Genomic DNA, 25,067 nt, shown 5'->3' on the forward strand with positions numbered 1-25,067 from the left:
CCCGCGGTCACGCCGCGCCGGCCTTCACCTGCCTTTCGTGCCGTTCGACGGGTGTGCCGGGGTTCACTGCGACGACTGCGAGGACTTCGACGACTTCGAGGACTTGGCGGAGTTCACGCCGAGGCTGATGAAGTCGTAGCCGTTGTACGCGTCCGTCATGTAGACGTTGGTGAGTCGGCCGCCGCGCCAGTTCAGGTACTTCTCGTAGGTGAAGGGCAGGTAGTACGCGCCCTCCATGACCTTGTGGTTGATCTGCGTGGCGATCCGGACCTTGGCGGCCTCGTCGGGCTCCTTGGCGTAGGCGTCGAAGAGGTCGTCGATCGCCTTGTCCTTGATCAGGGCGTAGTTGACGTTGCCGCTCTCCAGGACGTACTTGCCGTCCCACAGCGGCCGGCCGAAGCCCTGGACGGACGGGAAGTCCGCGGCCCAGCCGTCGATGACGATGCCGTAGCCCTTCTTCGCCACGTTGTCGGGGCTGCCGACGATGCCGGAGGTCTGCGAGCCGTCGTACTGGTCGATCTGCGCGTCGATGCCGATCTTCTTCAACGACGCCTGGAGCGACTGGGCGGTGGCCACCTCGACCGGCTTGTTGTTGCGGACGGCGATGGTGGTGGTGAACCCGTCCGGCTTGCCGCAGGCCGCCAGCTCCTGCTTGGCCTTGGCCACGTTTCCGTTGCGGTCGGCGCCGGCCATGTCGAACGGGTCGTACGTGACGCCCTGGGCGCCCGGGACCGTCGGCGGCAACATGTTGGTTCCGATGTCGCCGCCGGCGACGGGACCACCGCGCGCGGTCTGCAGGGACAGGTGGTCGGCCCCGTGGATGACCGCCCTGCGGCAGTGCTCGTTGTCGAACGGCTTCACGTTCTGCGGGAAGGTCGCGTAACGCACGTACCCGGAGAGCGGGTTGTCCAGGTTGCCCTTGTGCTGCTTGAGCGCGGTCTGGCGGCCCTGCGGCGACAGACCGGATTGGCCCAGGTCCAGGTCGTAGTCGCCGGCGATCAGTCGCTGGTCCATGTCGTTGGCGTTGGAGAAGAACTTGACGTCGACGGTGTCCGGGTAGGCCTTGCGGATCGGGTCCGAGGCTTCCTTCCACTGCGGGTTGCGGACCAGTTGCAGGTCCTTGCCCGGGTCGTAGGACTCGAACCGGTACGGGCCGCTGGAGAACGGACGCAGGCCGTACTTGGACTTGGTGTCCTTGTCCTGACGCACCGGGGAGGCGGAGGGGATCGCGAGCATCTGCGGGAAGTCGCTGTTGCGTTGCGGCAGTCGGAAGACGATCGTCCTGTCGTCGGGTGTCTCGACGGCCTTCAGACCCAGTTTGTCGGCGGACTCGTCCTGGTACGGGCCGTGATACTCGCCGTCGGGGTCGAGGATGTCCTTGAGGTAGACCGGACCGCCCGACAACACGTCCTGCGCCCACTGGCGTTCGATGCCGTACTTGACGTCCTTGGAGGTGATCGGTTTGCCGTCCTCCCAGGAGACCTCGTCGCGCAGGGTGAAGGTGTAGGTCCTGCCGTCGTCCGAGACCCTGCCCATGTCGGTGGCGAGGTCGGGTGTCAGTGTCGCGCCCGCCTTGCCCGGCTCGGTCTTGTAGGTGACCAGTTGGCGGCTGTAGTACCGCATGAAGTTCCAGGCGAAGCCGTAGTAACTGCGGGTGGTGTCCCACGAGTCGCCGTCCTGGGTGGCGGCGAACCTCAGGGCGCCGCCCTTGGTGGTGCCGGCGTTCACGACCTTGGTGGTGGCGGCGTCGTAGCCGACCCCGCTCGTCTTGTCGCCACCGCCGCCGCACGCCGTCGTGGTCAGCAGTCCTGCGACCACGGCCGCAGCGGCCAGTGCCTGCGTGCGCCGCCGTGAGGCGTGTTGGGTAGTCACGATCTCGGATCCTCCGGGTTGGATGAGGGACCCCGGGTGAAGTGCCCGGGCCCGCCTCGGGTGGCCTCGGGTACGGCGCCTCAGCGCGAGCTCTTGGGGTCGAGCGCGTCGCGCACGCCGTCGCCGAAGAGGTTGAAGGCAAGAACGGTGGTGAAGATGGCCACGCCCGGAACGATCATGTACAGCGGATCCGAGTCGTAGTAGTCGATCGCGTTCGAGAGCATCTGTCCCCACGAGGCGGTGGGCGGCTTGACGCCCACACCCAGGAAGCTGAGCGCGGCCTCGGTCAGGATGTTCGTGGGGATCATCATCGTCGTGTAGACGACGATCGGGGCCACGAGGTTGGGCAGCAGCTCCTTCGCCAGGATGTGCAAACGCCCGGCGCCCAGCGCTCTGGCGGCCTCGACGTACTCGCGTTCGCGCATCGACAACGTCTGGCCGCGCACCACCCGCCCGATGTAGGGCCATCCGAAGAAACCGATGACCAGGATCATCACGAAGACGCGGACGCTCGAACCGGTCATGCCCAGCATGTCGTTCGGCATGACCGAGACCAGCGCGATGATGAACAGCAGTTGTGGGAAGGCGAGCAGACCGTCCATGACGCGGCTGATGGCGGCGTCCACCCAACCGCCGAAGAAGCCCGCCACGATGCCCAGGACCGTGCCCAGGACGACCGCCACCAGGGCGGACAGGAAGCCGACGAGCAGCGAGATCCGGGCGCCGTGGAGGATGCGGGCGAAGATGTCCCGGCCGTTGACCGGTTCCACGCCCAGCAGGTGCTCGCCGCTGATGCCGCCGAGGGAGCCCTTCGGGGTGCCGAACAGCGGGTCGATCCGGTCCTCGTGGAAGACGTCCGGATCCTGTCCGACGAGGTTCGAGATCACCGGCGCGAGCACCGCGATCACGATGAGCGCGAGGATGACGGCGCCGCCCGTCAGGGCCAACCTGTCCCGCTTGAGCCGTTCCCAGGCGATCCGCGCCGGCGAACGGCCCTGTACGGGCCCGGTGTCGCCCCCGACCGCCGCCGCTTCGTCGACCGCGCCGGGGGCCGCTTCCGCGACCGGGCTCGGGGCCGCTTTCGCGGTCGGCTCGTGCAATGGTGCCGTCATCTGACAGGGACCCCTCTCGACCGGCGCCGGCCGGACCGTAATGGATGTGCACCGGGCGCGGGACGACGACCTCACCGCTCCGCGGAGCTCGGCCATCGGACCGGAGCGCGGTTTCGCCACCGCTTACACCGGCACTTCCCGCGGGGCGGGATGTGCCCGCCGTACGTTTGCCGGATTGTGCATGCGGAAAGCGTGGCCCCTGGATCCGCCGGAGGCATGTGATGCCCGTCCAGAGATTCCTCGAATGCTTTGTATGTCCGGCCAAAGAGGCGCGCCGGCGTGATACCGGGAGGCCCGATCCCGGAAAACTCCCGGAATTACCGGATACGGCCGGGCCCGAGCCGTGCGGGGGCACGGGGATACCGAATTTCCGGCCCCGGCGAATTCCGCCGCGGGGTGGGCCCGCCCCGGTTGTTCCGGTGTACAAATCGGCGTGCATATCCCGGTAGCCCGAAACAAAGGCGCGGGAACCCCGGCGGTTTTAACCTGCCGAAGTGACGTGAACGCGTTCGGCCACGGCCCACCACGGGGACGGCTTCCGTGCGGCCCGATACGGCAACCACCCCGCCGGGGTGGGGTGTTCCGCGCCGGGCGGTCCCGGCGCGGCCGGCCGCGCCGCGCACACCGATCACCCACATGCCATCACCGCCACCGTGCCGGCCCCTGCCCGGCCGCCGGCCCACCCAGTCGGAGCACTGCGATGAACGGATCCACAATCCGAGAACTGCGCATGATGGAGGACCTCGACGCCGTCAGCCTCCTGTATGCCGGCATCTGGGGTTCCCGGCCCGGCAACTCACCCATCTCCGCCGAGGTCATGCGGGCGCTCGCGCACACCGGGAACTACGTGGCGGGAGCGTACGAGGACGGCCGCCTGGTGGGGGCGTCGGTCGCCTTCTTCGGCGAACCCGTCGGCACCAGCCTGCACTCGCACATCACCGGCTCCGTCGTGGGGCGCGGCGTCGGCCTCGCCCTCAAGATGCACCAGCGGCAGTGGGCGCTCGACCATCGACTACGGCGCATCACCTGGACCTACGACCCGCTCATCCGCCGCAACGCCTACTTCAATCTGACCAAACTCGGCGCCCTGCCGGAGGACTACCTGCCGTCCTTCTACGGCGCGATGCACGACACCATCAACGGCGGCGACGAGTCCGACCGGGTCCTGGTCGCCTGGGACCTCACCGCGCCCACCCCGCCCGAGGCGATCGAACCGCCGCTCGGCGCCGCCCACGGCGTCCGCAATCACCGGGGCCGCCCGGAGATCGCCGCGACCGACGCCGAGACCGTACTCGTCGACCTCCCCGACGACATCGAGGCCCTGCGCCTCACGGACCCCGGCACCGCCCGGGCCTGGCGGCTGGCCGTGCGGACCACCCTGGGCGGTCTGCTCGCCGAGGGCGCCCGCGTCGTCGGCTTCCACGAACGCCGCCGCTACGTGGTGCGGCGCACCATCACCCCCCGTGTCCGACCCCCGCACAGGAGCCACCAGTCATGAAGACGAAGATCGCCGGCATCGAACTGCGTCGGATCGCGATGCCGCTCGTCGCCCCGTTCCGCACCTCCTTCGGCGTGGAGACCACGCGCGATGTGCTGCTGGTCCGCGTGGTCACCGCCGACCACGAGGGGTGGGGCGAGTGCGGGGCCATGTCCGAGCCGCGCTATTCCTCCGAGTACGTGGACAGCGCCCAGCACGTGCTGCGCAGGTTCCTGATCCCCGCCCTGCCGAGGGACGGCCTGGACGTGCACGAGGTGGCCCGGGTCCTGGCGCCCTTCACCGGCCACCGCATGGCGAAGTCCGCGCTGGAGACCGCGGTGCTGGACGCACACCTGCGCGCCGCCGACGAGTCCTTCGGCTCCTACCTGGGCGCCGCGCGGGACCGGGTCCCCTGCGGCGTCTCGGTCGGGATCATGGACTCCGTGCCCGAACTCCTCGACGCCGTGGAGCGGTACATCGCCGAGGGCTACGTCCGGATCAAGCTGAAGATCGAGCCCGGGTGGGACCTCGCGCCGGTACGTGCCGTGCGCGAGCGCTTCGGCGACGATCTGCCGCTCCAGGTCGACGCCAACGCGGCCTATACCCTCTCGGACGCGCAACACCTCGCCGGACTCGACGACTTCGGCCTCCAGTTGATCGAACAGCCCCTGGCCAACGACGACCTGGTCCGGCACGCCGCGTTGGCCAGGTTGCTGCGCACCCCGATCTGCCTGGACGAGTCCATCACGTCCGCGGCCGACGCCGCGGCCGCCGTCTCCCTCGGCGCCTGCTCCGTCGTCAACATCAAGCCGGGCCGCGTCGGGGGCTATCTCGAGGCGCGCCGCATCCACGACCTCGCCCGGGCCCACGGTGTCGCCGTCTGGTGCGGCGGGATGCTGGAGACGGGCATCGGCCGCGCCGCCAACGTGGCCCTGGCCGCGCTGCCCGGCTTCACCCTCCCGGGCGACACCTCCGCGTCCGGCCGATACTTCGCCACCGACATCACGAAGCCGTTCGTGCTCTCCGACGGTCACCTCGACGTCCCCGCCGGCCCCGGCCTCGGTGTCGCGCCCCTGCCCGACGTCCTCGACGCGGTGACCACCTCGGTCGAGTGGATCAAGGTGTAGGGCGCGCGGCCGGGGCTCACCCGTTCGTGGTCGGTACCGCGCGGTTGCGGAACCACATCTCCTGGAGCAGGGTCAGTGCCGCCAGCACGGCCAACACGGTCCACAGGAGTTCGGTTCGGGTGTCGGCGCCGAGTCCGCGACAACCGCGCAGCGCGTCGAGGCCGGTCAACCACATGCCCGCCGCCACCACCCCGCCGTTGGCGCCCCGTCCGCGTGCCCGCACGTACACGAGGAGCAGGACCAGCGCGGCGACCGCCTGTACCGGCCGCTGGGCGGTGCCGTCGAAGTGCCCGGTGAACAGGGAGCCCAGGTCGCTCCCGGTCCACGACGGGTCTTCGGGAGCCTTGACGGCGAGCGAGCCGGCCAGTACGCCCCAGGCGATCAGCGCCGACAGGCGCGCGCACGTCAACAGCAGCACCGCCGCGAGGATCCACGCGTAGCGGGCCGCCGCGCCGAGCGCGTCGGGGGTGCCCACCGACCACAGCAGTACGCAGCCCAGCACGGCGAGCACGCCGTCCGAGGTCGGGTCGAACCGCACCGCCCACGCGCTGCGGCGAGCGCCGGCCGGATCGGCGAGCCGGCGCGGTTCCGGTTCGACCACGATCGTCGGCGCGAGTCGGGGCGCCGGCACCGCGGTCCTCGCCTCGGCGAACGTGTCCGCGTCCCGGGTCGGCTCGGCCGGCGGCTGCCGCGGGGTCGGTTCCACGGTGCGTCCGGGCAGAGCCGCGAGCATCGCGGCCGCGTCCGGGAACCGCTCCGCGGGTGTCTTGCGCAACGCGCGCGAGACCACGGCGTCGACCGCGTCCGGGAGGTCGCCGCGCAGCGTGGACGGCGCGGCCGGCTCCCGGTACAGGTGCTGGTGCATCACCGCGAACGGTGAATCCGCCACGAACGGCGGTCGCCCGGTGAGCAGTTCGTACATCAGGCAGCCGACCGCGTACAGATCGGCGCGGCCGTCCACCGGATCGCCCTGGATCTGCTCCGGGGACAGGTAGGCGGGCGTGCCGATCGCGGCGCCGGTCACGGTCAGGCGGGTGGTCGTCTCGGCGAGAGCCTTGGCGATGCCGAAGTCCAACACCTTCACCGCGCCGGACGGCGTCACCATGATGTTCGACGGTTTGATGTCCCGGTGGATCAGGCCGCGTCGATGGCTGTAGGACAGCGCCGCCAACACCTCGGCGGCGATGGCGAGCACCCGCTCCGCCGGCAGCGGGCCCCGGGCGAGCGCGTCCACGAGGGTGTGGCCCTCGACGAACTCCATCACCAGGAACGGCAGCGTCTCGCCGTCGCCCGCCGGGTCGTCCTCGGCGACGTCGTGCAGCATCGCGATCCCCGGATGGGCCAGCGCCGCGACCGTGCGCGCCTCGCGGTGGAAGCGCCGGCGGAACTCCTGATGTTGCGTCAGGTCCGGGGAGAGCACCTTGACCGCGACGGTGCGCCCCAACCGCCGGTCCAGTGCCCGGTACACCTCGCCCATGCCACCGCGGCCCACCCGCTCGTCGAGTCGGTAGCGGCCCGCCAGCACCTGTCCCGTCATGGCCGCCCGCCCCGACGTCGCGATCCGCTCGTCGTCCATGCCGTACGCCCCCACCGCTCGCCCCCACGGATGTCCGCCGTGCGCGACACCCGACGAACGCCACGCGCCCGTCGTGGTATTCGACGTCCGGCCGGACCCGGTTGTGGCAGCACCGCGCGCATGCGGCCGGAAATTTTGCGCCCGGCCGTCACAGACCGCGCACTCCCGTCGTCCGATACCAGTGCCGGCACCACTCGCCGCCCGAGGACCTGGAGAACCGTTGACCCCGCTGCACCGCCCCGGCGCCGCCGTCGTCACCGCCGCCGCGACCGTCCTGTTCGTCGCCGGGGGCGGCGTGGCCGCCGCGGCCCCGCTCGCCGCGTCCGACGACGGCGGTCGTCCGGTGTGGGTCGTCGCCGGCATCGGCCTGCTCGTCGCCGTCTCGCTCGCGCTCACCGTGGTCTCCTCGATCACGCTCGCCTGGATGTTGCACGCCTGGCGCACCCCGGAGACGATGGCGGCCACCCGCTTCGACGCCCCCGACCTGCCGCCCGCCCACCGCTTCTCGCTCCTGGTGCCCGCCCGGCACGAGGAACCGGTCCTCGGCGCCACCCTCGATCGCCTCGCGGCCGGCCGGCATCCGAACGTCGAGATCCTCGCCATCGTCGGCCACGACGACCCCGGCACCGAGGCGGTCGCGCGGGCCGCCGCCGAACGCCACCCGAACCTGATCCGCGTGGTGATCGACCACACCGTGCCCAAGACCAAACCGGCCGCGCTGAACACCGCCCTCGCGCACGTCACCGGCGACGTGGTCGGCGTGTTCGACGCCGAGGACGAGGTGCACCCCGAACTGCTCCTGCGGGTGGACGCGTTCATGCGGGACAGCGGTGCGGCCGTGGTCCAGGGCGGGGTGCAACTGGTCAACCTGGACAGCAGTTGGTGGGCGCTGCGCAACTGCCTCGAATACTTCTTCTGGTACCGCAGCCGCCTGCACTTCCACGCCCACGCGCGGTTCGTCCCGCTCGGCGGCAACACCGTCTTCCTGCGCGCCGACCTGATCCGCGAGGCCGACGGCTGGGACGCGGGATGTCTGGCCGAGGACTGCGAGTTGGGCGTGCGACTGTCCGCCGACGGCGCCGACATCGCGGTCGCCTACGACCCCGAACTGGCCACCCGCGAGGAGACGCCGCCCACGATCGCCGCGTTGATCCGCCAACGCACCCGCTGGGACCAGGGTTTCCTCCAGGTCTTCCGCAAGGGCGAATGGCGCCGACTGCCGTTGTGGACGCAACGCGCCCTGGCCCGCTACACGTTGGCGATGCCCTTCCTGCAGGCGTTCTCCGGGTTGATGATCCCGGTCTCGGCGGCGCTGATGATCTGGGCGAAGGTACCCACGCCGGTCATGCTGACCAGTTTCCTGCCGCTCGCGCCGACCTTCGTGACCCTGGTCGTGGAGGTCTGCGCGCTCGCCGAGTTGAGCAAGTCCTTCGCACTGCGGGCCCGCGCCCGGGAGTACATCCTGCTCGTCCTCGGCACGTTCCCCTACCAGGTGCTGCTCGCGTTCGCGGCGGTGCGCTCGGTGTGGCGCGAACTCCGGGGCGAGCGCGGCTGGGAGAAGACGGCACACGTGGGCGCGCACCGGGTCGGACCCGCGGCGGTCGAGGCCGCCGGCGAACCCGTCACGGTGGTGCTGCCCGCCGGCGCCGCCGCCGTGACCCTGGTCAAGTCCCCGACGCCGGGCCCGCTCGCCGGTTCGGACGGCGCCGCGCCCCACCCCGACCCGGAGACCGTCCGGGCCGCGGCCGGCGACGAGGCGCCCGCCCCGGAGCGCGAGGGATGACCCGCGGCTCGCGGCGCGGCGACCTCCGTCTGCTGATCCCGCTCCTCGCGCTGTCCGCGCTCGCCCAGGCGCACGGGATGACCCGAACCCCGCAGTACACCGACGACGAGGGCACCTACGTCGCCCAGGCGTGGGCGGTGCCGAAGCTGGGCGCGCTCGGCCACTACACCTACTGGTACGACCATCCGCCGCTGGGCTGGCTCCAGTTGTCGGTGTGGACCACACTCACCGACGGCTTCGCCCGCTACGACAACGCCGTGTCGGCGGGCCGCGAGGCGATGCTCGTCGCGCACGTGATCGCGGGCGCGCTGTTGTGGACGCTGGCCCGACGCGCCGGACTCTCCCGGCCGGGCGCCGTCGTCGCGCTGGGGCTGTACGCGTTCAGCCCGCTCGCGGTGGCCTTCCACCGCATGGTCTACCTCGACAACATCGCCGTCGTCTGGCTGCTCGCCGCGCTCGTGCTCGCCTACAGTCCACGGCGCCGGTTGTCGGCGTACGCGGGCGCCGGACTGTGCCTGGGCATCGCGATCCTGAGCAAGGAGACCTTCCTGCTCGCCGCGCCGCTGGTGGTCGCCGTCGTATACCGGCGCACGCCGCGATCGTTGCGCCCGTACGCGACGGCCGTCGCCGGGGCGATGACCACGCTCGTCCTGGGCGCCTACCTCCTGGTCGCGATGCTCAAGGGCGAGTTGTGGCCGGGCCCCGACCACGTCAGCCTGTGGCATGGCGTCGCCTTCCAACTGTGGCAACGCCCCTCGGGCGGCAGCCTGTTGGACCCCGGGAGTCTGACCCGGACGACCGTGGACCTGTGGCTGCGCCGCGATCCGGTGCTGCTCTCGGGCGGGTTGCTCGCGGCCGTGGTCGTCCTGCTCGCGCGCCGGCGCGCGGACCTGCGCCCGTGGCGGGCGACCGCCTGGGCCCTGGTGGCCGCCGCTGCGCTGTCGCTGCGCCCGGACGGCTATGTGCCGGTGCCGTACGTGGTGATGCTGCTGCCGCTGTGCGCGTTGCTGGTCGGGGCGTTGGTGGACGGCGGGTCGCGGACGGCTCGCGCATCGGCGGAATCGGGGTCGAATCCGGATCCGGGTCCGACCCCGCATCCCGCGCCGGCGCAGGAGCCCGTACCGGTGTCGTGCCGGGAGGCGACGCCTCGGGCGGCGGCGCCGGCGGTGGCGCCGCCGACCGAACCCGGGTCGCCCGATCGGGGATCGCCGGGCGCGAGCGGGATCGCCGCGCGGCGTCCGGGCGGCGTGCGGGTCGACCGTCCCGCCGTCGATCCGCGGGCCCGGATCGTGATCGCCTGCGCGGCCGCGCTGCTGGCCGCGCACTGGGCCCAACCGCTGCTGCGCGCGCCCGACGACGTCCGGCCGATGGCCGAGGCACGGAGCTGGCTGGAGGCGCGGATCCGGCCCGGGGAACGGGTGTTGGTCGACGACGCGATGTGGCTGGACCTGGTACGGGACGGGCTGGACCGCGAGCGTGTGGTGTGGTTCACCAAACCCGGCGCCGACAGCGACGTGTCCTCGCGCCCGGAGGACTACCGCTACCTCGTGGCCACCGAGTCCATGCGGGCCTTCCAGCACGACCTGCCCAGTCTGGCCGAGGCCCTGCGCCGTTCGACGACCGTGGCGGTCTTCGGCACCGGGCCGCAGCGCGTGGAGGTGCGTCGGATCAGCTGAGCGGGACGCGCCCCGCGGGGACGTCGGCGCTCTCGACGGTGTCGGGGACGGCCAGCAGTCGGGTCAGCGCGACCCGACCGCGGGCCACCCACGAGCGAGCGTTGGCCTCGCTCACGCCGCACACCTCGGCGATCTCGGGATAGGGCATCGCCAACAGGTGGCGCAGCAGTATCGCGGTGCGATGGCCCGGTGGGATCAGCGCCAACGCCCGCCGCAGCCGGTCCCGTTCGGCGACACCGTCCTCGGGGCCGGCGATCGCGCCCAGGTCGGCGTCGGTGCGGTCCGGGTCGGGCAGCGCCACCGTACGCGGCCTGCGTTCGTCGTGTCGGGCGAAGTCCACGCCGGTGCGGTGCACGATGGCGAACAGCCAGGTACGCAACCGCGCGTCGCCGCGGAATCCGGCGGCGCCGTGCCAGACCTTGATCCATACCTCCTGCACCAGGTCCGGGACCTGCTGCCGGTCGGCGCACCACCGGGTGGCGAAGTTCCACACGTCGGTGCCGTAGCGGGCGACCAGTTGTTCGAACGCCGCCGCGTCGCCGCGCGCCACCGCCGCCGCCAACTCGGTGTCCGACGCCCGTTCGTCGTCGTGCATGTCGTGTTCCTCCCCCCGCCGGCCCGAGCCCGCCCGAACCGGCCCGCCCCACCCCGAGGTTTGGCCCCATGACGCGGGCCCCCACCCGTCGCCCCCTCGAATCGGCCTACCGCCCGGGGTTCGGCGGCCGATCCGTGCGCGGTTCGCGAACGGCCGTCGCGATCACGTGCGCCCAAAACCCTACCGGCGGCGCGGGCCCCCGCGCGGCCGTCAAGCGCAACTGCAACGCGGCCTTTTCCTCGTCGGTCGGCCGGGCGTCCGGCTCGGCGGCGGCGAGCGCGTCCATGTCCACCCATCCGGTCGCCGTGTCGATCGCGACACCCCTACCCGAACCCGACCGGAAACCGTTCTCGTGCCCCATGCCGTCGCCTCCCCGGACTCGATTCACACCCCGCACGCACCCGACACGCGGAGCGACCAACCCCTACGTTAAGGCTCGCCCCGCACCGCGCGGCAGGGCCCGTCGGCGCGGGGGCGGGAGGTTCCGGACCAACCGCTCTCGACGCCAGGCTCGTGTTGCATCAAAGGCATACAATGTTGCCCATGACGCAAGAGGATGGAGAGCTGGACAGCCTCGTACGCCAACGCATCCGTGCCCTACGGGTGGCTCAGGGCTGGTCCCTGGAGGAATTGGCCCGCCGCGCCAACCTCAGCCAGTCCTCACTGAGCCGGATCGAGAACGGCCGGCGCCGGCTCGCGCTGGACCAGCTGGTCACCCTCGCCCGCGCGCTGGACACCTCGCTGGACCAGCTCGTGGAGACCGCCGCCGACGACGTCGTCGTCAGTCCGATGATCGACGGGGCGCACGGCCTGATGCGCTGGCCCATCAAGGGCGACCCCGGCATGAGCGTGGTGCGTCAGCGCATGACGGAGCCGCCGCCGGAGAATCCGGCGCGGATGCGCGCCCACCCCGGCCGGGAATGGCTCGTCGTGCTGTCCGGCACGGCGATCCTGATGCTGGGCCATCGCCGCTTCCGCATCGAGACGAATCAGGCCGCCGAGTTCCCCACGATGTTGCCGCACGCGATCGGTACGGCCGGCGGGCCCTGCGAGATCCTGGGCATCTTCGACCGCGACGCCCGCCGCGGCCACCAGCGCGAGAGCGGCGACTCCGACGCTCGCGGCGCCGGCGAGTGACATCGCGGACGGCGTGGCGTGCGCCGGGCGGGGCCGTCGGCCGGCCCGGCGCGGGAGGTCCAGCGGATGCACCCCGCGCGAACGAGTGTGACGCTGGAGTGCGGGATCACCACGTTCGAGGAGGGCCACGATGTCCGTCATGGACAAGCTCAAGCAGATGCTGAAGGGCCACGAGGACAAGGCCGGGCAGGGCGTCGACAAGGCGGGCGACTTCGTCGACGACAAGACCCAGGGCAAGTACAGCGGCCAGGTCGACACTGCCCAGGACAGGCTCAAGGACCGACTCGGCGGGGATCAGGACACTCCGCCCCGGTAGCGGGGGAGGCTCACGCGGCGGTCCCCGCCATCCGACATCGGATGGCGGGGACCGCCGTCGTGCTCGGGGTGGGGTTTTGGTGATCCGTCCCGGTTCAACGGTTGCCGGCGGACCGGCTCACTTGTATCGCGTGCTCGCGGTCACGCCGTCGAAGGCCTGCGCGGCGGCGAGGGTGAAGTAGACCCAGCCGGACGGCGGATCCGTGATCGTCACGGTCTCGCCGTTGCCGGCGTTGGTGGACTTCGCCCGGTAGTCGGTCGTGGTGGCCCAGGTGCCGCCGCCGTAGTACAGGTCGGCGTTGCCGGTGCCGCCGCCGGTGGTGATGGTCAACTCCTCGACGCCGGCGGGCAGGTACAGGAAGTGGTAGCTGTAGTCGCCGGTGCCGGCCGCGAGGTTGTCCCGGCGGCAGTTCCCGTCGAACTGCCGGGGGTCGGCGTCGGTGCACAGGGGAGTGGCCGCCGCCTCCGGCAGCGGGCCGCAGTCGGCGGTGGCGCAGGTGGTCGTCAGCCAGTTGGCGAAGTCGGCGTCGTAGCGGGTACCGATGGTCTGTTTCAGGAAGGTGCGGGCGCCGGCCCAGTCGCCGGTGCGGTACTTGGCGAGCACGGTCTCGACGTCGGCGGGGTGCGCCTGGAGCATGTAGCGCACGGCCAGCCAGCCCCAGCGGTAGACCCGGGCCGAGTTGACGTCGGGGTCGTCGTCCTGGTCGTAGACGGTGTCGAAGAGTTGGCCGAGGGTGTAGGTCTTCCGTCCGGCCGCGGCGATCGCGTCGGCGTTGCGCTGGTCGCGGTAGCCGTACGAGATGTTCTCGGCGATGCCCTCGACCCACCAGATGGTCGGTGTGGTCATGCCGGCCTCGAAGTCGCCGTACATGTTGTAGCGGCCGTCGAGGTAGTGGGTGTACTCGTGGTTGAGGTTCCAGATCTGGAAGGAGGGACGCAGCCAGTCGGCCTCGTGGGCGATGAAGCGGGCCTGGTTGCCGGGCAGGTTCGGGTCGCCCTCCTCGTACGTGCCGCCGTTGTCGACGTCGATGTCGTAGATGGCCCAGCCGTAGAGCGAGTACTGGGTGTAGTCGTCGAAGACGACGACCTCGAGGTTCGTGTTCACGTCGCCGGGGATCGCGCCCTTGTCGCCGATCACCCGGTGGAAGTAGGCGTCCTGGTTGATCAGACTGGTGCAGGTGCCGGTCAGTTGCGCGGGGGACATGTCCTGGGCACGAATCCTCAGGTTCGGACCACAGGTGTGCCGCGTCGGCAGAACCACCGGGAGCACCCGGGCACCCAGGTCGCAAATGGCGTACGCCGCACAGTTGTCGCGGTCGAACTCGCGGGTGTACCAGGCCAGGTTCATGGTGATCGGTCCGGTGGGGCCGATGTTCGGGTAGCGGTTGATCAGGTCCTTCAGCAGCGGTCGGACCCGATCCTTCAACTCGGGGATGTCCAGGGCGTAGCCGAGGAAGCGGCCGACGTTGCTCACCACGTCGAGGCGGTTCAGCTGGGCATTGTTGCGGGTGATGAAGTCGGCCCAGGTGTTCGCGATGGTGGGGTCGGCCTTGAGGGCGGCCCGCCAGCCGCGGGCGTCGTTCCGGGCCTTGAAGCCGTTCTCGGCGACCCACTCGACGTGCGCCACGGCGAGGGTCATCCCGTCGGGCCAGCCGGCGTCGTAGCCGGAGAGGAGCCACTTGACGACGCCGGCGTACCGGCCGGCCGTGCGGGTGCTGTCGATCAGCGTGACGACCTCGTTGAGGGTCGCGCCGTTGGCGTCGGTGACGTCCCTGCTGTGCGGGGACGCGAAGAAGGCGTCCAGTGCGGCGCGGGCCGCGGTGTCCAGTGCCGGGCCGTAGGCGCCGACGGCGTTCGTGTTGTTCTCCTGCACGTAGTAGCCGGCACGCAGGAACAGCACCAGCTGTCCGATGGAGGTGTCGTTGGTGCCCGGGTAGGCCGCGGAGGCGTCGCGGAGCGCGTCGGCGACGGTGACCATTTTGGTTTCGCGGAAGGCCGTTCCCGCGGACTCGCCGGTGAGGTTGAACAGCGGGTAGGTGCACGTGACGTCGGGAAGGGCCACGAGCCGGCGGATCAGCTCGGCCCCGGTCGCGTCGATCACTCCGGACAGGTCGCCGCAGCCGCCGGCGGCGGCCGGGAACCGCCCGCCGTCCGTGCCGGGTTCGGCGGTCGGGGCGCCTACCCGGGCGGACTCCTCGGTGCCTTCCTGCGCGGAGATGTCGAAGCCGGAGGCGTCGGCGCGGGCGTCGGGTGACTTGGGGACCGGGATCGATCGGGGCGCGGTGGGCGGGGTCTTGCCGGTGCTCGCGTCGGCCGAGGCGGTGGTGGCCCGGGGTGAGGCTTGGGTCTGGGTCTGGGTCCGGGTCTGGGTGTGGGGTTGGGCCTGGGCCTGGGGAGCGAACAGGCCGAGGGTCAGGAACAGGGCCATGCCGAGCGCGGGGAGTCTTCGCGCGTGGGCCGTCGATATCCGGGAGAGACGCATGTGCGGGGGCCTCCGGAGCTGTTGTGGTCGCGTGCCGGGACGCGACCTTCCGATGTGCGACATGTAACATGGCACATGTCGCACTGCGCCGGAAGAGTCTCGACCGTAATGCCGGCCGCCACGCCTGAAACGCCGTCATATCGCGCGCCCCGAAAGGGCGTTGGTCCACACATTCGGCCACGCGGAAGAATCCGGTGACCCGTACCCGGCCGGGCGGGGGAGCGGTTTTCGGCGAAGGTGCGCTCGGGTCTCTTCGACCCGAAGCACGATGGCGTGTGCCTCGGGGGTCCGGGGCGGGGCCCGTATCCCGGGGGCTCGCCCACCCGTGGGCGGTGGCAGGATCGAAGCCATGGCGAGCGTTTTCGGCGACTTTGAGCTGACCATGGACGAACTGCGCGTCGTGACGCGCTACGTGGCGGAGAGCGCGCGCGACGTCCTGCCCGTGTTCGAGGAGGCTGTTCCGGGCGACCCTCGCCCGCGCGCGGCGCTCGACGCCGCATGGGAGTTCGTCGACGGCGCGAAGCGGACCAGGCTGCAGCGCGTCACCTCGCTGAACGCGCACCGGGCCGCGAAGGACGCCGGCACCGAGGCGGCCCGCCTGGCCGCGCGGTCCGCCGGCGACGCGGCCTCCGCCGCGTACCTGCACCCGATTTCGCGAGCCACCCAGGTAGGACACATCCTGCGCGCCGCCGCGAGTGCCGCCCGCATCGGCGAACTGGGCGCGGGCGGCGACCCCGCGGTCGGGGACGCGCTGATCGAACAGGCCCGGCGACGGGCCACGCCGGAACTGGTCTCCGTACTGCTGCGATACCCCCTCGCGCCGACCTCGAGGAATCGCGTCGGACAGCTCATGAGCGCCCTCGACGCCGCTCTGCGGAACACCGAGCCGTGACGGGCCGTGCGGAGGAGGGCCCGGCGTCGGCGTCCCGTCGGCGTCGCGACCGCGAACGTGCCCAGGCGTGCGCGGGGGTGGGGACAGGCCCACCGGGGTCCGGGGCGCAGCGCCATCGTCGTGGCGCCGGGGCGGCGGGACGCTGGACGCGCAGTCCACGAAACGGAGTGTCGTCCATGAACAGCCCCACACGACGGACCGTCCTGCGCGGCGGCGCGCTCGCGGCGGGCGGGATCGCCGCGAGCGTCCTCGGAGCGACCGGCCCGGCGTTCGCCGCCGAACCCGGGTCGCAGACCGATCCCGACGCCGTCGACCGTCGCCGATTCCCCTTCCTGGAGGGCGCGTTGGCCCCACAACGGGAAGAGGTCACCGCCTTCGACCTGCCCGTCACGGGTCGTCTGCCACGCGCGCTCGACGGTCGCTTTCTGCGCAACGGGCCCAACGTCCTGGGCCTCGAAGACCCCCGGGCGCACCACTGGATGATCGGCGCGGGAATGGTCCACGGCGTGCGGCTGCGCGACGGTCGGGCCGAGTGGTACCGCAGCCGCTGGGTGCGTTCCGCCGACGTCGCCGCCCGGCTCGGGGAACCGTACCGGGGCCCCCAACCGCCCCCCGCCGAGGACTTCCCGGGCAACACGCACGTGATCGGGTACCGCGGACGTATCCTGGCGCTCCAGGAGGGCGGACCGCCGCCCTACGCACTCGACGGCGACCTGAACACCGTCGGCCTGTGCGACTTCGACCGCACCCTGGACGGATCCTTCGCGGCGCACACCAAGTTCGACCCGCACACCGGCGAACTGCACGCGGTGACCTACGCCATCGACTGGGACCACGTGCGCCACATCGTGCTGGACCGGGCCGGACACGTCGCCCGAACCACGCGCGTCCCGGTGGCGGACTCGCCGATGATGCACGACTTCGGCCTCACCGCGAAGTACGTCGTCCTCTTCGACAACCCCATCACCTTCGATGCCGAGGCCGCCGCCGCGGGTGCCCCGGTGCCCTACGTCTGGAACGAACGACACCCGGCCCGCGTCGGCCTGTTGCCCCGGGCGGGCGGCTCGACGGCCTGGTTCGACATCCCGCCGTTCTACTTCTCGCACACGCTCAACGCCTACGACGACGACGCCGGCCGTGTCGTCGTCGACTTCACGCGCATGCCCGCGCCCTTCGAGCCCGCCGGACGCGGGCTCGGCGGACCGGCCGCGGCCGGACCGCCCTCGCTGCATCGCTGGACGATCGACCCCGTGCGCGGCGTCGTACGCACCGAACGTGTCGACGATCGCCCGCAGGAGTTCCCCCGGATCAACGAGGCGTACCTGGGGAGGCGCCATCGCTACGGCTACACCGCGGCGTCCGTCGAGTTGTACCGCGCCTACGGGCCGACGGTGGGCGAGAGCGGCGTCCGGGCCGGCAACGCGCTGGTCAAGCACGACCTGTTGCGCGGTACGACGGCCGTGCACCGACTTCCGCGCGGCGCGGACGCGAGCGAGCCGGTGTTCGTTCCGGCCGAGCGGGGCGCGTCCGCGGGACGCGCCGAGGACGACGGCTACATCCTCGCCTACGTGAACAACCCCGAACGCGACGCCACCGACCTGGTCGTCCTGTCCGCGCGGGATTTCACCGGCGAACCGGTGGCGCGCGTCCACCTCCCCGCCCGGGTCCCGCTCGGTTTCCACGGCAGCTGGGTCCCGACGGACTGATGCCGCGATGGGCCGTCCGCCGGGTATCCGATCACGAACATCGCGAATACTCAAGGTTGTTGGTGTATTGCCCTGTGTGACTGGGGTAGTTGTAGGGGTGTGCCGGCTCCCCCCGTGGTCGGCACCCGCGCGGCCCGACGTCGGCAGACCCCCGTCCGACCGTCGGGCCGCGTCCACCCGGACGGCTCGGGTCACGGCACGCGACCGGTCGTCGGGGTGCGGCGGAAGGTGACCGCGGCTACTGCATGTTCTGGTGAATCGGATGATCGAACGACGCGGAACAGATGTAGATCTGCATGTGGTCCCCCCGACCGATGCTCACCATCGTCGGTTGCGACGCGGCCCGGTACGAAGGCGCGTCGGCCGGCCGGTCGCGGTCCTCGGCCGGGATCCAGCTTCGGTTTCCGCCGTCCCATTCGTCGGAGGCGACGGTCAGCAACGGGTCCATGGGGGCGGCGCACGCCTCGCACACCATGGGCCACGCGTCGCTGAAGCTCCACGGCCCCCATCCGCCGACCTTCCATCCCGGGGCGACGCTGAGATCGAACTGGTAGTCCACGTCCCGCCGTCCGGCGTTCGGTCCCCCCTGCGGCGCGGCCGGGTGGTCGCGGTCGTTCCACGCGTGGACCCGGCGTGCCAGGTCCTCGTCCAGTTCGTGCGGCGCCGGATACTCCGTCACCGCCTCGGGATGGACCAGGCAGGGCTCGGGGACGTACGAGCCGTAGTGGTCGACGTCGGCCGGCACGGGCGGATCCGTCGTCACCCCCTCGACGTCGGCGACCGCGCGCCAGACGAGGTGTACGGCCGGCAGCCCGTCCGAGTGGGTGAGCGGGCACCACAACACCTGGAGCAGATCCGTGCCTTCGGGGCGACGCAGCGCCGGTATGTCCCGCGCGTAGAGCTGGGCCACGGGCAACATCGCGTTGGGCTCGCGGCCCGGCGGGTGGCCGGCGTCGCCCTGTTCGAGCAGCGCCTTCTCCCGCGGGGTGAGCAGGTCGGTCCCCGGCCGGTTGCGGCGCCAGGCCGCGGTGAGGATCTCGCGCCGCGATCGCACGTCGGCGAGCGCACGCGGGGGGTCCGGGAAGTGGTGCTCCCCGGCGCAGGTCGGCCACGGTTCGTCGGCCGGCCAGAGCAGCGGCCCCCCGATCGAACTGTCGTGCCACGTGGGCGATCCCGGGCGCGGGTGCAGGCGGGTCGTGGTGCGGGCGAGCCGGGCCAACTCGGGGAACAACGCCGCGATGTCCACGGGGCGGGGCGGGGTCGTGCGGTTCATGGGCGGGCGGGCGCCTTTCGCTGGGGGGTGCGCGACGGTTTCCGGAACGGTACCGGCGATGCCGGACATCGCCCGGCCGCGGTTTCCGCAGCGGATGGCGCGGTCGTGGGTCATTCGAGTGAACCGGGGTGACGGTGGTTGCCGGAGGCGCGCGGTCTCGTTGAACCGAGTGCGCGTCGCAGTCCGGCGGCGCGATGTTGCGCTATACGGGAGATTGTCGTGAATTCGTTCAAAAAGGCCGGAGTCCTGGCAGTCGGTAGCGCTGCTCTCGTGATGGCGGGCACGGGCGCCGCGAGTGCGAGCTCCGAGGCCGACGCCGCCGCGGTGAAGTCCTCGGGTGTCTTTTCCGGCAACATCGGCCAGGCTCCGTTCCACACGCCGGCCGAGGGCTGCGCCAATACCGCCAACGCGGTCGCCGCGCTCAATCCGGCGTTCGGGAGCGAATGCGTCATTGCCGAGATCGAGAACAACGACTACGACGGCGAGGACTACGACCACGAGGGTGAGCACCACCGTCCCCAGGGCCAACCCCACGGCGGTGGTGGCTACCGGCACGACGACGGCCACCGCTCGCTCCTGGAGCGTGTCGGGGTCTGACGACCCGCCGAATCGGGAGCCGGCGCCCGTGCGGTCGGCTCCGACCATCGAACGGACGCCGTCGGGGGAATTCGGTTTTCGTTGCCTCGCCCCGTCGGATCCCACGCGGATCCGGCGGGGCGAATTGGTCGGTGGGTGACGGCGCGTGGCGCTCGTCACGCGTTCCACGCGACGACGTCGGCCTCCTGGACCACGATGCGGGTCGCGGAGGCCGACGTCACGTGAGGGTGTGCGGGGGTACCGCTCAGCGGGGTTGGTCGATGTGGTCCGCGTGGAAGCGCACGGCTCCGAGCACCTGCGGGTCGAACACGTCCAGGAGACCGCGCAGCGGTTCGTCGGGCTGGTCGGGGCCCCAGAGTTCCAGGGCCATCTCGCCGTGGTACAGCATGGGCCAGCGCACGTAGTGGCGGGTGTCCGCGGGATCGTGCAGCGCCCGCGACTCGGCCAGCGTGGAGCGGGCGACGTCGATCATCAGGTCGGTGCCACAGCCGAACCCGTACGGATAGTGGTCCCGGTCCGGCGGGATGCTCTCGATCAGCGCCGGGTCGGCGTACGAGACTCCGACGTGCGCGTGCAGGCCCGCCCGAATGGCCGGCACCTCGTGGGTACCGTTCGGATCCCACTGCCAGTGGCCCGCCGCGTTCTTGCCGACCCGTACGGTGGGCGCCGCCTCGAACAGCGCGCAGACCTCCCACGCCTCCACCGACGGTGCCATCGGCTGCATGCCCTCGGGGGCCAGGACGCGCACCCGGCCCCGGTCCAGACGATGGTCGACGGCCACGAGATCGCCGGCCGACAGGTCGCGTTTGTCCACCCCCCAGCGTCCGGACGCGGTGACCACGAGCGCGTCGAGATCGGGATCGAACGCGAAGAGCATGCCCTCGCTGAAGCCCTGGAGGTTGAGGTACATCGCGTAGGTGCGGGTCAGCCGGGGCGAGACGAAGTCGCGCATCGCGTGCGGCGCGGGCAACAGCCCGAGGTCCCCCATCCGGGTCCCGGCCGCCACCAGGCTCCGCGGCGCGCGGGCCGCGGCCCACGCCTCGGCGGTGATCGCGTCGCGCACCACGTCGTGCCGGCCCGCCACCTCGTGCGCACACGCCGCGGCGACCAGCCGATCGCAGATGCCCTGGGCGATGTGCTCGGTCTCGGTGGGGTGTCCGCCCTCCATCGTGCACAGCGTCGCCTCGGCGACCTCCCCGGGCAGTGCGCCGGGGGTGATGAACACGACGGTGAACACGCCCACCCTGGCCATCAGGATCCGGGCGACGCGCACCACCTCGGGGTGCGCCATCTCGCTCATCCGCTCGGGCACTTCCGCGACCGCGACCAGTCGCCCGACCATGCCCTGCCGACCCTGTTCCTTGCGGAGCCTGAGCAGCAGCGGAGTCGGTTCCTCCTCGATCCGTTCGGCCAGCGGGGCGGGGCCGTCGGGTACGGACACGCCCACCAGGACCACGTCGAGCCGGGTCTCACGATCCGCCGACGGAATCAGCCGGTGCCCGCCGCGGACGAACGCCGCCGTCAGGTCGTCCAGGAACGACCGCATCACACCGGAGAGTTCGGGGGCCGGGTCGGCGACCCGGACGCTGCACGAACGCCACCAGTCCAACTCTTCCAACCGCCGCCCAAAGGCCGGGGCGGCGCAGTGCGCCGACGTTGTTTCCGCTCGGGTCACGGTCATGCGGGGGCTCCTGAGGTTGCTGCGCGGAAGGCGAGGACGGCGTTTTGGCCGCCGAACGCGACCGAGGTGGAGATCGCGGTGTTCAGGCGGGCGGGGCGGCGCGGGGCCTTGGCAACCACGTCCAGATCCATGTCGGGGTCGGTGCGATGGTGATTGGCGGTGGGTGGGATGCTCCCGCGTTCGAGGGTCAGGACGGTGACGGCCGCCTCGATCGCGCCGCCCGCGCCGCCGGAGTGGCCCAGGACGCTCTTCACCGCGGTGATCGGCGGGCAACGGTCGAAGGTGGCCGCGAGGAAGCGGGCCTCGGCGGCGTCGTTGAGGACCGTGCCGGTGCCGTGCGTGTTGACGTGGTCGACGTCGCCCGGGCTCCAGTCGGCGTCGGCCAGAGCCGCGCGGGTGGCGAGCCGGGCGCCTCGGCCGTCGGGGTGCGGCGCGGTGACGTGGTGGGCGTCGTTGGCCGAGCCGTACCCGGACAGCAGGGCCCGCACCCGGGCCCGACGGGCACGTGCGTGCTCGACCCGCTCCAGGACCAGGACGCCGATGCCCTCGCCCAGCACGAAGCCGTCGCGGTCGGCGTCGAACGGCCGACACGCCTGATCCGGGTCGCCGGACCGGGTGGACAGCGCGCCCAGTTGGGCGAAGGAGGCCGCGGTGATGCGGTTGCACATCGTGTCGGCGCCGCCGGCGAAGACGACGTCCAGGGTGCCCGCGCGCACCAGGTCGCGGGCGACGCCCAGCGCGGTCGCCCCCGACGCGCAGCCGGCGGCGGGCGCGAAGTTGGTGCCCTGGGCGCCCAGGTCGAGGGCGACCTCGGTGGCCGGGTTGTTCGGCAGGGAACGGGGCAGCGCGGCGGGGGAGATGGCGGTGACCCGATTCGCGGACAGTCTCGCCATGGCTTCCGTCAGGGATTCCATGCTCGGGCCACCCGAGCCGATGATCACACCGACGCGGGTGGGGTCCCAGGCACGGGGGTCCAGGTCGGCGTCGGCCAGCGCCTCGCGGGCGGCGGCGACGGTCATCCGAGACGTCCGGTCCATGCGACGGGACAACCGCCGACCCAGGAGGGCGTCTCCGTCGAAGTCGGGGACGGTACAGGAGACGTCGACGGCCAGGCCGGCGAGGACCGGGTCGTGGCGGGCCGTGGAGACGCCCGCACACAGGGTCCGCCAGGTGGCCTCGACGCCGATCCCGCCGGCGGTGACCAGGCCCAGACCGGTGACCGCGACCTCGGCCGAGGCCACCTCAGCCCTCCGAGCACGGGGCACCCGGAACGGCGGCCGCGCCGGAGGGAGCGCCGGCGCCGGCGGAACCGGGTGCGTCGGACGAGGCCGCGGCGCCGCGAGCCCCCGGAACGAGCACCTCGCAGCGCGGGGCGGCCTCGAACGCCGCGGCGGCCTCCACCAACGTGGTGTCCTTGTCCAGGTTGCCGAGCCCGCGGAAGTCCTTGTCCGTCCGGTCCGCGACGATGACCGCCAGCTCCGCCAGCGACAGCGAGTCCAACTCCAGTGTGGCGAAAGTGGCTTCGGGAACGATATGTGCGGCGTCGATGCCGAACTCCTCGACCAGCAACTCACACAGCATCGCGTACACGGGGAATGCCTTCCTGCTCGGTCGGACCGGGCACACCCGGCGGCGCGTCGCCGTACAGCAACCCCGATCGGGTATGCGATCGAGCGTCTTGTGTATCGGTGGCGAGGTCGGGCGCAAAACCCCCGGGCGACCGCCCCCGCACCCCGGAACCGGCCCCTCACCTGGGGTGATGCGTCGGGAACGGCACCGGGAGCACGCCCGGATGTTCACCCGCAAGTACGCAACCATCAGGGGCCGCGAACACACGACCGCGGCCGTGGCGTGACCTTTGCCGAGTTCGTGCGGTTAACCGGCCCGTACGAGGTGCGCTCGCTCGGCCCTTCGCACGCGAGGCCATCGCCCGACGCCGTACGCCCGCGTCCCGTGCCGGCGCGACGCGCCGGTCCGGCGTCCGCGTCCGGTGTACCGAACCTCGGCCGCGGTCGTGGATCCGGCGGTCCGAGCCGTCGACGTTCCCGGAGCGCCGGGCAGTTCGCTTCCGCCCGTTTCCATAAGGAGGCAGTAATGTCCACGGCCCTGGTCACCGGCGCCAGTTGTGGTCTCGGCGCCGACCTCGCCCGCGCCCTCGCCGCCCGCGGCCACGATCTGATCCTGGTCGCCCGCGGTGCCGAAGCCCTCGACCGCCTCGGGGCCGAACTGGCCGCCGAGCACGGCACCGAGGCGCGTGTGTTGCCCGCCGATCTGACCGTCGAGGCCGACCTCGAACGGGTGGCCGAGGCGGCGTGCGGCAGCGACATCCTGGTCAACAACGCCGGCGCCGCCCTGGGCACACCGTTCGACCGCACCGCCTGGGCGGACGAGCAGCGGTTGCTCGCGCTCAACGTCGTCGCCCCGTCGCGACTCGTCCACGCCGCGCTGCCGCACATGCTCCGGCGCGGCTTCGGCCGGATCCTGGTCGTCTCCTCGGTGGCCGCGCTCGGGCCCGCCTGGCAGGGCACGGCGTACGGCGCGACCAAGTCGTACGAGTTGGCCATGACCCAGTCGCTGGCCTACTCCCGCCGCATCCGCACCTCGCCCGTGGCGCTCACCGCACTCGTACCCGGCTACACCGCGTCGCAGTTCCACGTGCGGGCCGGCATCGGCGCACCACCACCCTCGCTCACGCTCGCTTCGGCCTACGTCGCGAAGCAGGCGGTACGGGCCATCCATCGGCGGCGTCCGCCGGTCGTGTGTGTGCCGAGCCTGCGCTACCGAGTGCTGGCCGGGCTCCTGCGCCATGCCCCGTACCGGTCGCTGACCGTCCCCGGTTTCGCCAAGGACTTCACCGCCGGCCCGGCCGAGGTCGGCGGCCCCGACGCCGGCCGGGTGGTGTCGCCCCGCGACGAAGGGGCGAACGAAGTACCCACCGTCGAGGGCCGACAGGACGGCCGCGCTCGATCCTGACGGCCCGCCCGGGATCCGGCGCACGCTCCGCGCGATCCAAGGCGTGCCGCCGAAGCCGCAGTTGCCCGATTCGGCGCAACGAGAGGAGTGGGACTGCGCCGAACGAGCGACCGCCATTCGGGCGATCATCACGCCCCGTAACTCGACTCTCGTCGATATGCCCTGGTCAGGCGCGTGCGCACGATGACTCGTGAGCATTTACCGTGCGCTGCGCCCGGTAGCCTGCCCCGTCTGCGACACGGCCGCGGTCGGTGGACGGAAATGCCGTCACCGCCGGAACCGCCCCGTCGCGGCGCGCACATCGTTGGTTCACAGGAGGTGTCGGTCGGTGTTCAGTCGTGTTGCCATCGTCAACCGTGGGGAGGCCGCGATGCGGCTCGTCCACGCCGTCCGGGAACTGGCTGCGGAAACGGGGATCCGGATCGAGACGGTCGCTCTGTACACCGACGTCGACCGTGCGGCCACTTTCGTGCGTGAGGCGGATCTGTCGTACGACCTGGGGCCCGCGTCGGCGCGTCCGTATCTGGACCTGAAGGCGCTGGAGCGGGCGTTGGTGGCGACGGGGGCGGACGCCGCGTGGGTCGGGTGGGGTTTCGTCGCGGAGGATCCGGCGTTCGCGGAGTTGTGCCGCGAGCTCGGGGTGGCGTTCGTGGGCCCGGACGCGGAGGCCATGCGCAGGCTGGGTGACAAGATCGGTTCGAAGCTGATCGCCGAGGAGGTGGGCGTCCCGGTCGCGCCGTGGAGCCGGGGTGCGGTGGAGACGCTGGACGCGGCGCTGGCGGCGGCGGCCGGG

The 25,067-nt window shown here is 71.8% G+C and carries 21 protein-coding genes; 11 read left to right on the forward strand and 10 right to left on the reverse strand.

Annotated features, from left to right (window positions below; all coding sequences use genetic code 11):
* Nucleotides 1–63: 63 nt before the first annotated feature.
* Nucleotides 64–1,872 carry an ABC transporter substrate-binding protein gene (locus EMA17_RS17160; RefSeq protein WP_126637891.1) on the reverse strand — a complete coding sequence of 603 codons (1,809 nt, stop codon included), beginning with the start codon at nt 1,870–1,872 and terminating at the stop codon, nt 64–66.
* An 80-nt stretch (nt 1,873–1,952) separates the two neighbouring features.
* The gene (locus EMA17_RS17165) at nt 1,953–2,984 is read right to left on the reverse strand and encodes an ABC transporter permease (protein ID WP_126637892.1); all 1,032 of its coding nucleotides are present in this window, start codon (nt 2,982–2,984) and stop codon (nt 1,953–1,955) included.
* Nucleotides 2,985–3,684: 700 nt separating this feature from the next.
* On the opposite strand from EMA17_RS17165, the gene EMA17_RS17170 reads away from it, so the two are divergent.
* Complete coding sequence (locus tag EMA17_RS17170) at nt 3,685–4,482, forward strand: GNAT family N-acetyltransferase (RefSeq protein WP_126637893.1); 798 nt, start codon at nt 3,685–3,687, stop codon at nt 4,480–4,482.
* Entirely contained in the window at nt 4,479–5,588 is a 1,110-nt protein-coding gene (menC, locus tag EMA17_RS17175; protein WP_126637894.1) for an o-succinylbenzoate synthase, read from the forward strand. The genes EMA17_RS17170 and menC overlap by 4 nt, the downstream gene beginning before the upstream one ends.
* Before the next feature lie 16 nt (nt 5,589–5,604).
* Here menC and EMA17_RS17180 read toward each other — a convergent pair whose 3' ends face one another.
* Nucleotides 5,605–7,164, reverse strand: a complete 1,560-nt coding sequence (locus EMA17_RS17180; RefSeq protein ID WP_160161432.1) for a protein kinase domain-containing protein — start codon at nt 7,162–7,164, stop codon at nt 5,605–5,607.
* 343 nt (nt 7,165–7,507) lie between these two features.
* Here EMA17_RS17180 and EMA17_RS17185 point away from each other — a divergent pair, with 343 nt between their 5' ends.
* A complete protein-coding gene (locus tag EMA17_RS17185; protein ID WP_503826235.1) occupies nt 7,508–8,947 on the forward strand; it encodes a glycosyltransferase family 2 protein in 1,440 nt (479 codons plus the stop codon).
* The gene (locus EMA17_RS17190) at nt 8,944–10,623 is read left to right on the forward strand and encodes a glycosyltransferase family 39 protein (protein ID WP_126637896.1); all 1,680 of its coding nucleotides are present in this window, start codon (nt 8,944–8,946) and stop codon (nt 10,621–10,623) included. Before EMA17_RS17185 ends, EMA17_RS17190 begins: the two co-directional genes overlap by 4 nt.
* Here EMA17_RS17190 and EMA17_RS17195 read toward each other — a convergent pair.
* Both EMA17_RS17195 and EMA17_RS17200 read right to left on the reverse strand, forming a co-directional pair.
* Complete coding sequence (locus EMA17_RS17195) at nt 10,616–11,218, reverse strand: RNA polymerase sigma factor (protein WP_126637897.1); 603 nt, start codon at nt 11,216–11,218, stop codon at nt 10,616–10,618. The genes EMA17_RS17190 and EMA17_RS17195 overlap by 8 nt on opposite strands.
* A gap of 106 nt (nt 11,219–11,324) precedes the next feature.
* Nucleotides 11,325–11,579 (reverse strand): hypothetical protein, encoded by a 255-nt coding sequence (locus tag EMA17_RS17200; protein ID WP_126637898.1) that lies wholly within the window; start codon nt 11,577–11,579, stop codon nt 11,325–11,327.
* Between the two features lie 182 nt (nt 11,580–11,761).
* On the opposite strand from EMA17_RS17200, the gene EMA17_RS17205 reads away from it, so the two are divergent.
* Both EMA17_RS17205 and EMA17_RS17210 read left to right on the forward strand, forming a co-directional pair.
* Nucleotides 11,762–12,355 carry a helix-turn-helix domain-containing protein gene (locus EMA17_RS17205; RefSeq protein WP_218042867.1) on the forward strand — a complete coding sequence of 198 codons (594 nt, stop codon included), beginning with the start codon at nt 11,762–11,764 and terminating at the stop codon, nt 12,353–12,355.
* Between the two features lie 130 nt (nt 12,356–12,485).
* A complete protein-coding gene (locus EMA17_RS17210) occupies nt 12,486–12,671 on the forward strand; it encodes an antitoxin (protein WP_126637900.1) in 186 nt (61 codons plus the stop codon).
* Nucleotides 12,672–12,788: 117 nt separating this feature from the next.
* On the opposite strand, the gene EMA17_RS17215 is transcribed toward EMA17_RS17210, so the two are convergent.
* Nucleotides 12,789–15,098 carry a collagenase gene (locus tag EMA17_RS17215; RefSeq protein WP_126637901.1) on the reverse strand — a complete coding sequence of 770 codons (2,310 nt, stop codon included), beginning with the start codon at nt 15,096–15,098 and terminating at the stop codon, nt 12,789–12,791.
* Nucleotides 15,099–15,501: 403 nt separating this feature from the next.
* Between EMA17_RS17215 and EMA17_RS17220 the strand changes: the two genes are divergently transcribed.
* Together EMA17_RS17220 and EMA17_RS17225 are read left to right on the forward strand one after the other, a co-directional pair.
* Nucleotides 15,502–16,044, forward strand: a complete 543-nt coding sequence (locus tag EMA17_RS17220; protein ID WP_126637902.1) for a putative immunity protein — start codon at nt 15,502–15,504, stop codon at nt 16,042–16,044.
* Nucleotides 16,045–16,220: 176 nt separating this feature from the next.
* On the forward strand, nt 16,221–17,750 hold the full coding sequence (locus tag EMA17_RS17225; RefSeq protein WP_126637903.1) for a carotenoid oxygenase family protein: 1,530 nt from the start codon (nt 16,221–16,223) through the stop codon (nt 17,748–17,750).
* 238 nt (nt 17,751–17,988) lie between these two features.
* Here EMA17_RS17225 and EMA17_RS17230 read toward each other — a convergent pair whose 3' ends face one another.
* On the reverse strand, nt 17,989–19,023 hold the full coding sequence (locus EMA17_RS17230; protein ID WP_126637904.1) for a hypothetical protein: 1,035 nt from the start codon (nt 19,021–19,023) through the stop codon (nt 17,989–17,991).
* A 219-nt stretch (nt 19,024–19,242) separates the two neighbouring features.
* On the opposite strand from EMA17_RS17230, the gene EMA17_RS17235 reads away from it, so the two are divergent.
* The gene (locus EMA17_RS17235; protein WP_126637905.1) at nt 19,243–19,620 is read left to right on the forward strand and encodes a chaplin; all 378 of its coding nucleotides are present in this window, start codon (nt 19,243–19,245) and stop codon (nt 19,618–19,620) included.
* Between the two features lie 244 nt (nt 19,621–19,864).
* Here EMA17_RS17235 and EMA17_RS17240 read toward each other — a convergent pair whose 3' ends face one another.
* The 3 genes from EMA17_RS17240 to EMA17_RS51795 are packed head-to-tail and all read right to left on the reverse strand — an operon-like array spanning nt 19,865 to nt 22,882.
* The gene (locus tag EMA17_RS17240) at nt 19,865–21,301 is read right to left on the reverse strand and encodes a hypothetical protein (protein ID WP_246126720.1); all 1,437 of its coding nucleotides are present in this window, start codon (nt 21,299–21,301) and stop codon (nt 19,865–19,867) included.
* Entirely contained in the window at nt 21,298–22,542 is a 1,245-nt protein-coding gene (locus EMA17_RS17245) for a beta-ketoacyl-[acyl-carrier-protein] synthase family protein (protein WP_126637906.1), read from the reverse strand. The genes EMA17_RS17240 and EMA17_RS17245 overlap by 4 nt, the downstream gene beginning before the upstream one ends.
* A gap of 1 nt (nt 22,543) precedes the next feature.
* On the reverse strand, nt 22,544–22,882 hold the full coding sequence (locus tag EMA17_RS51795; protein WP_246126729.1) for an acyl carrier protein: 339 nt from the start codon (nt 22,880–22,882) through the stop codon (nt 22,544–22,546).
* Nucleotides 22,883–23,395: 513 nt separating this feature from the next.
* Here EMA17_RS51795 and EMA17_RS51800 point away from each other — a divergent pair.
* Entirely contained in the window at nt 23,396–24,274 is an 879-nt protein-coding gene (locus EMA17_RS51800; RefSeq protein ID WP_160161434.1) for an SDR family NAD(P)-dependent oxidoreductase, read from the forward strand.
* A gap of 328 nt (nt 24,275–24,602) precedes the next feature.
* Nucleotides 24,603–25,067: biotin carboxylase N-terminal domain-containing protein (locus tag EMA17_RS17260; protein WP_148112330.1), on the forward strand; the 465-nt coding region annotated here is incomplete at its 3' end.

Source organism: Embleya hyalina (assembly GCF_003967355.1).
Lineage (GTDB): Bacteria > Actinomycetota > Actinomycetes > Streptomycetales > Streptomycetaceae > Embleya > Embleya hyalina.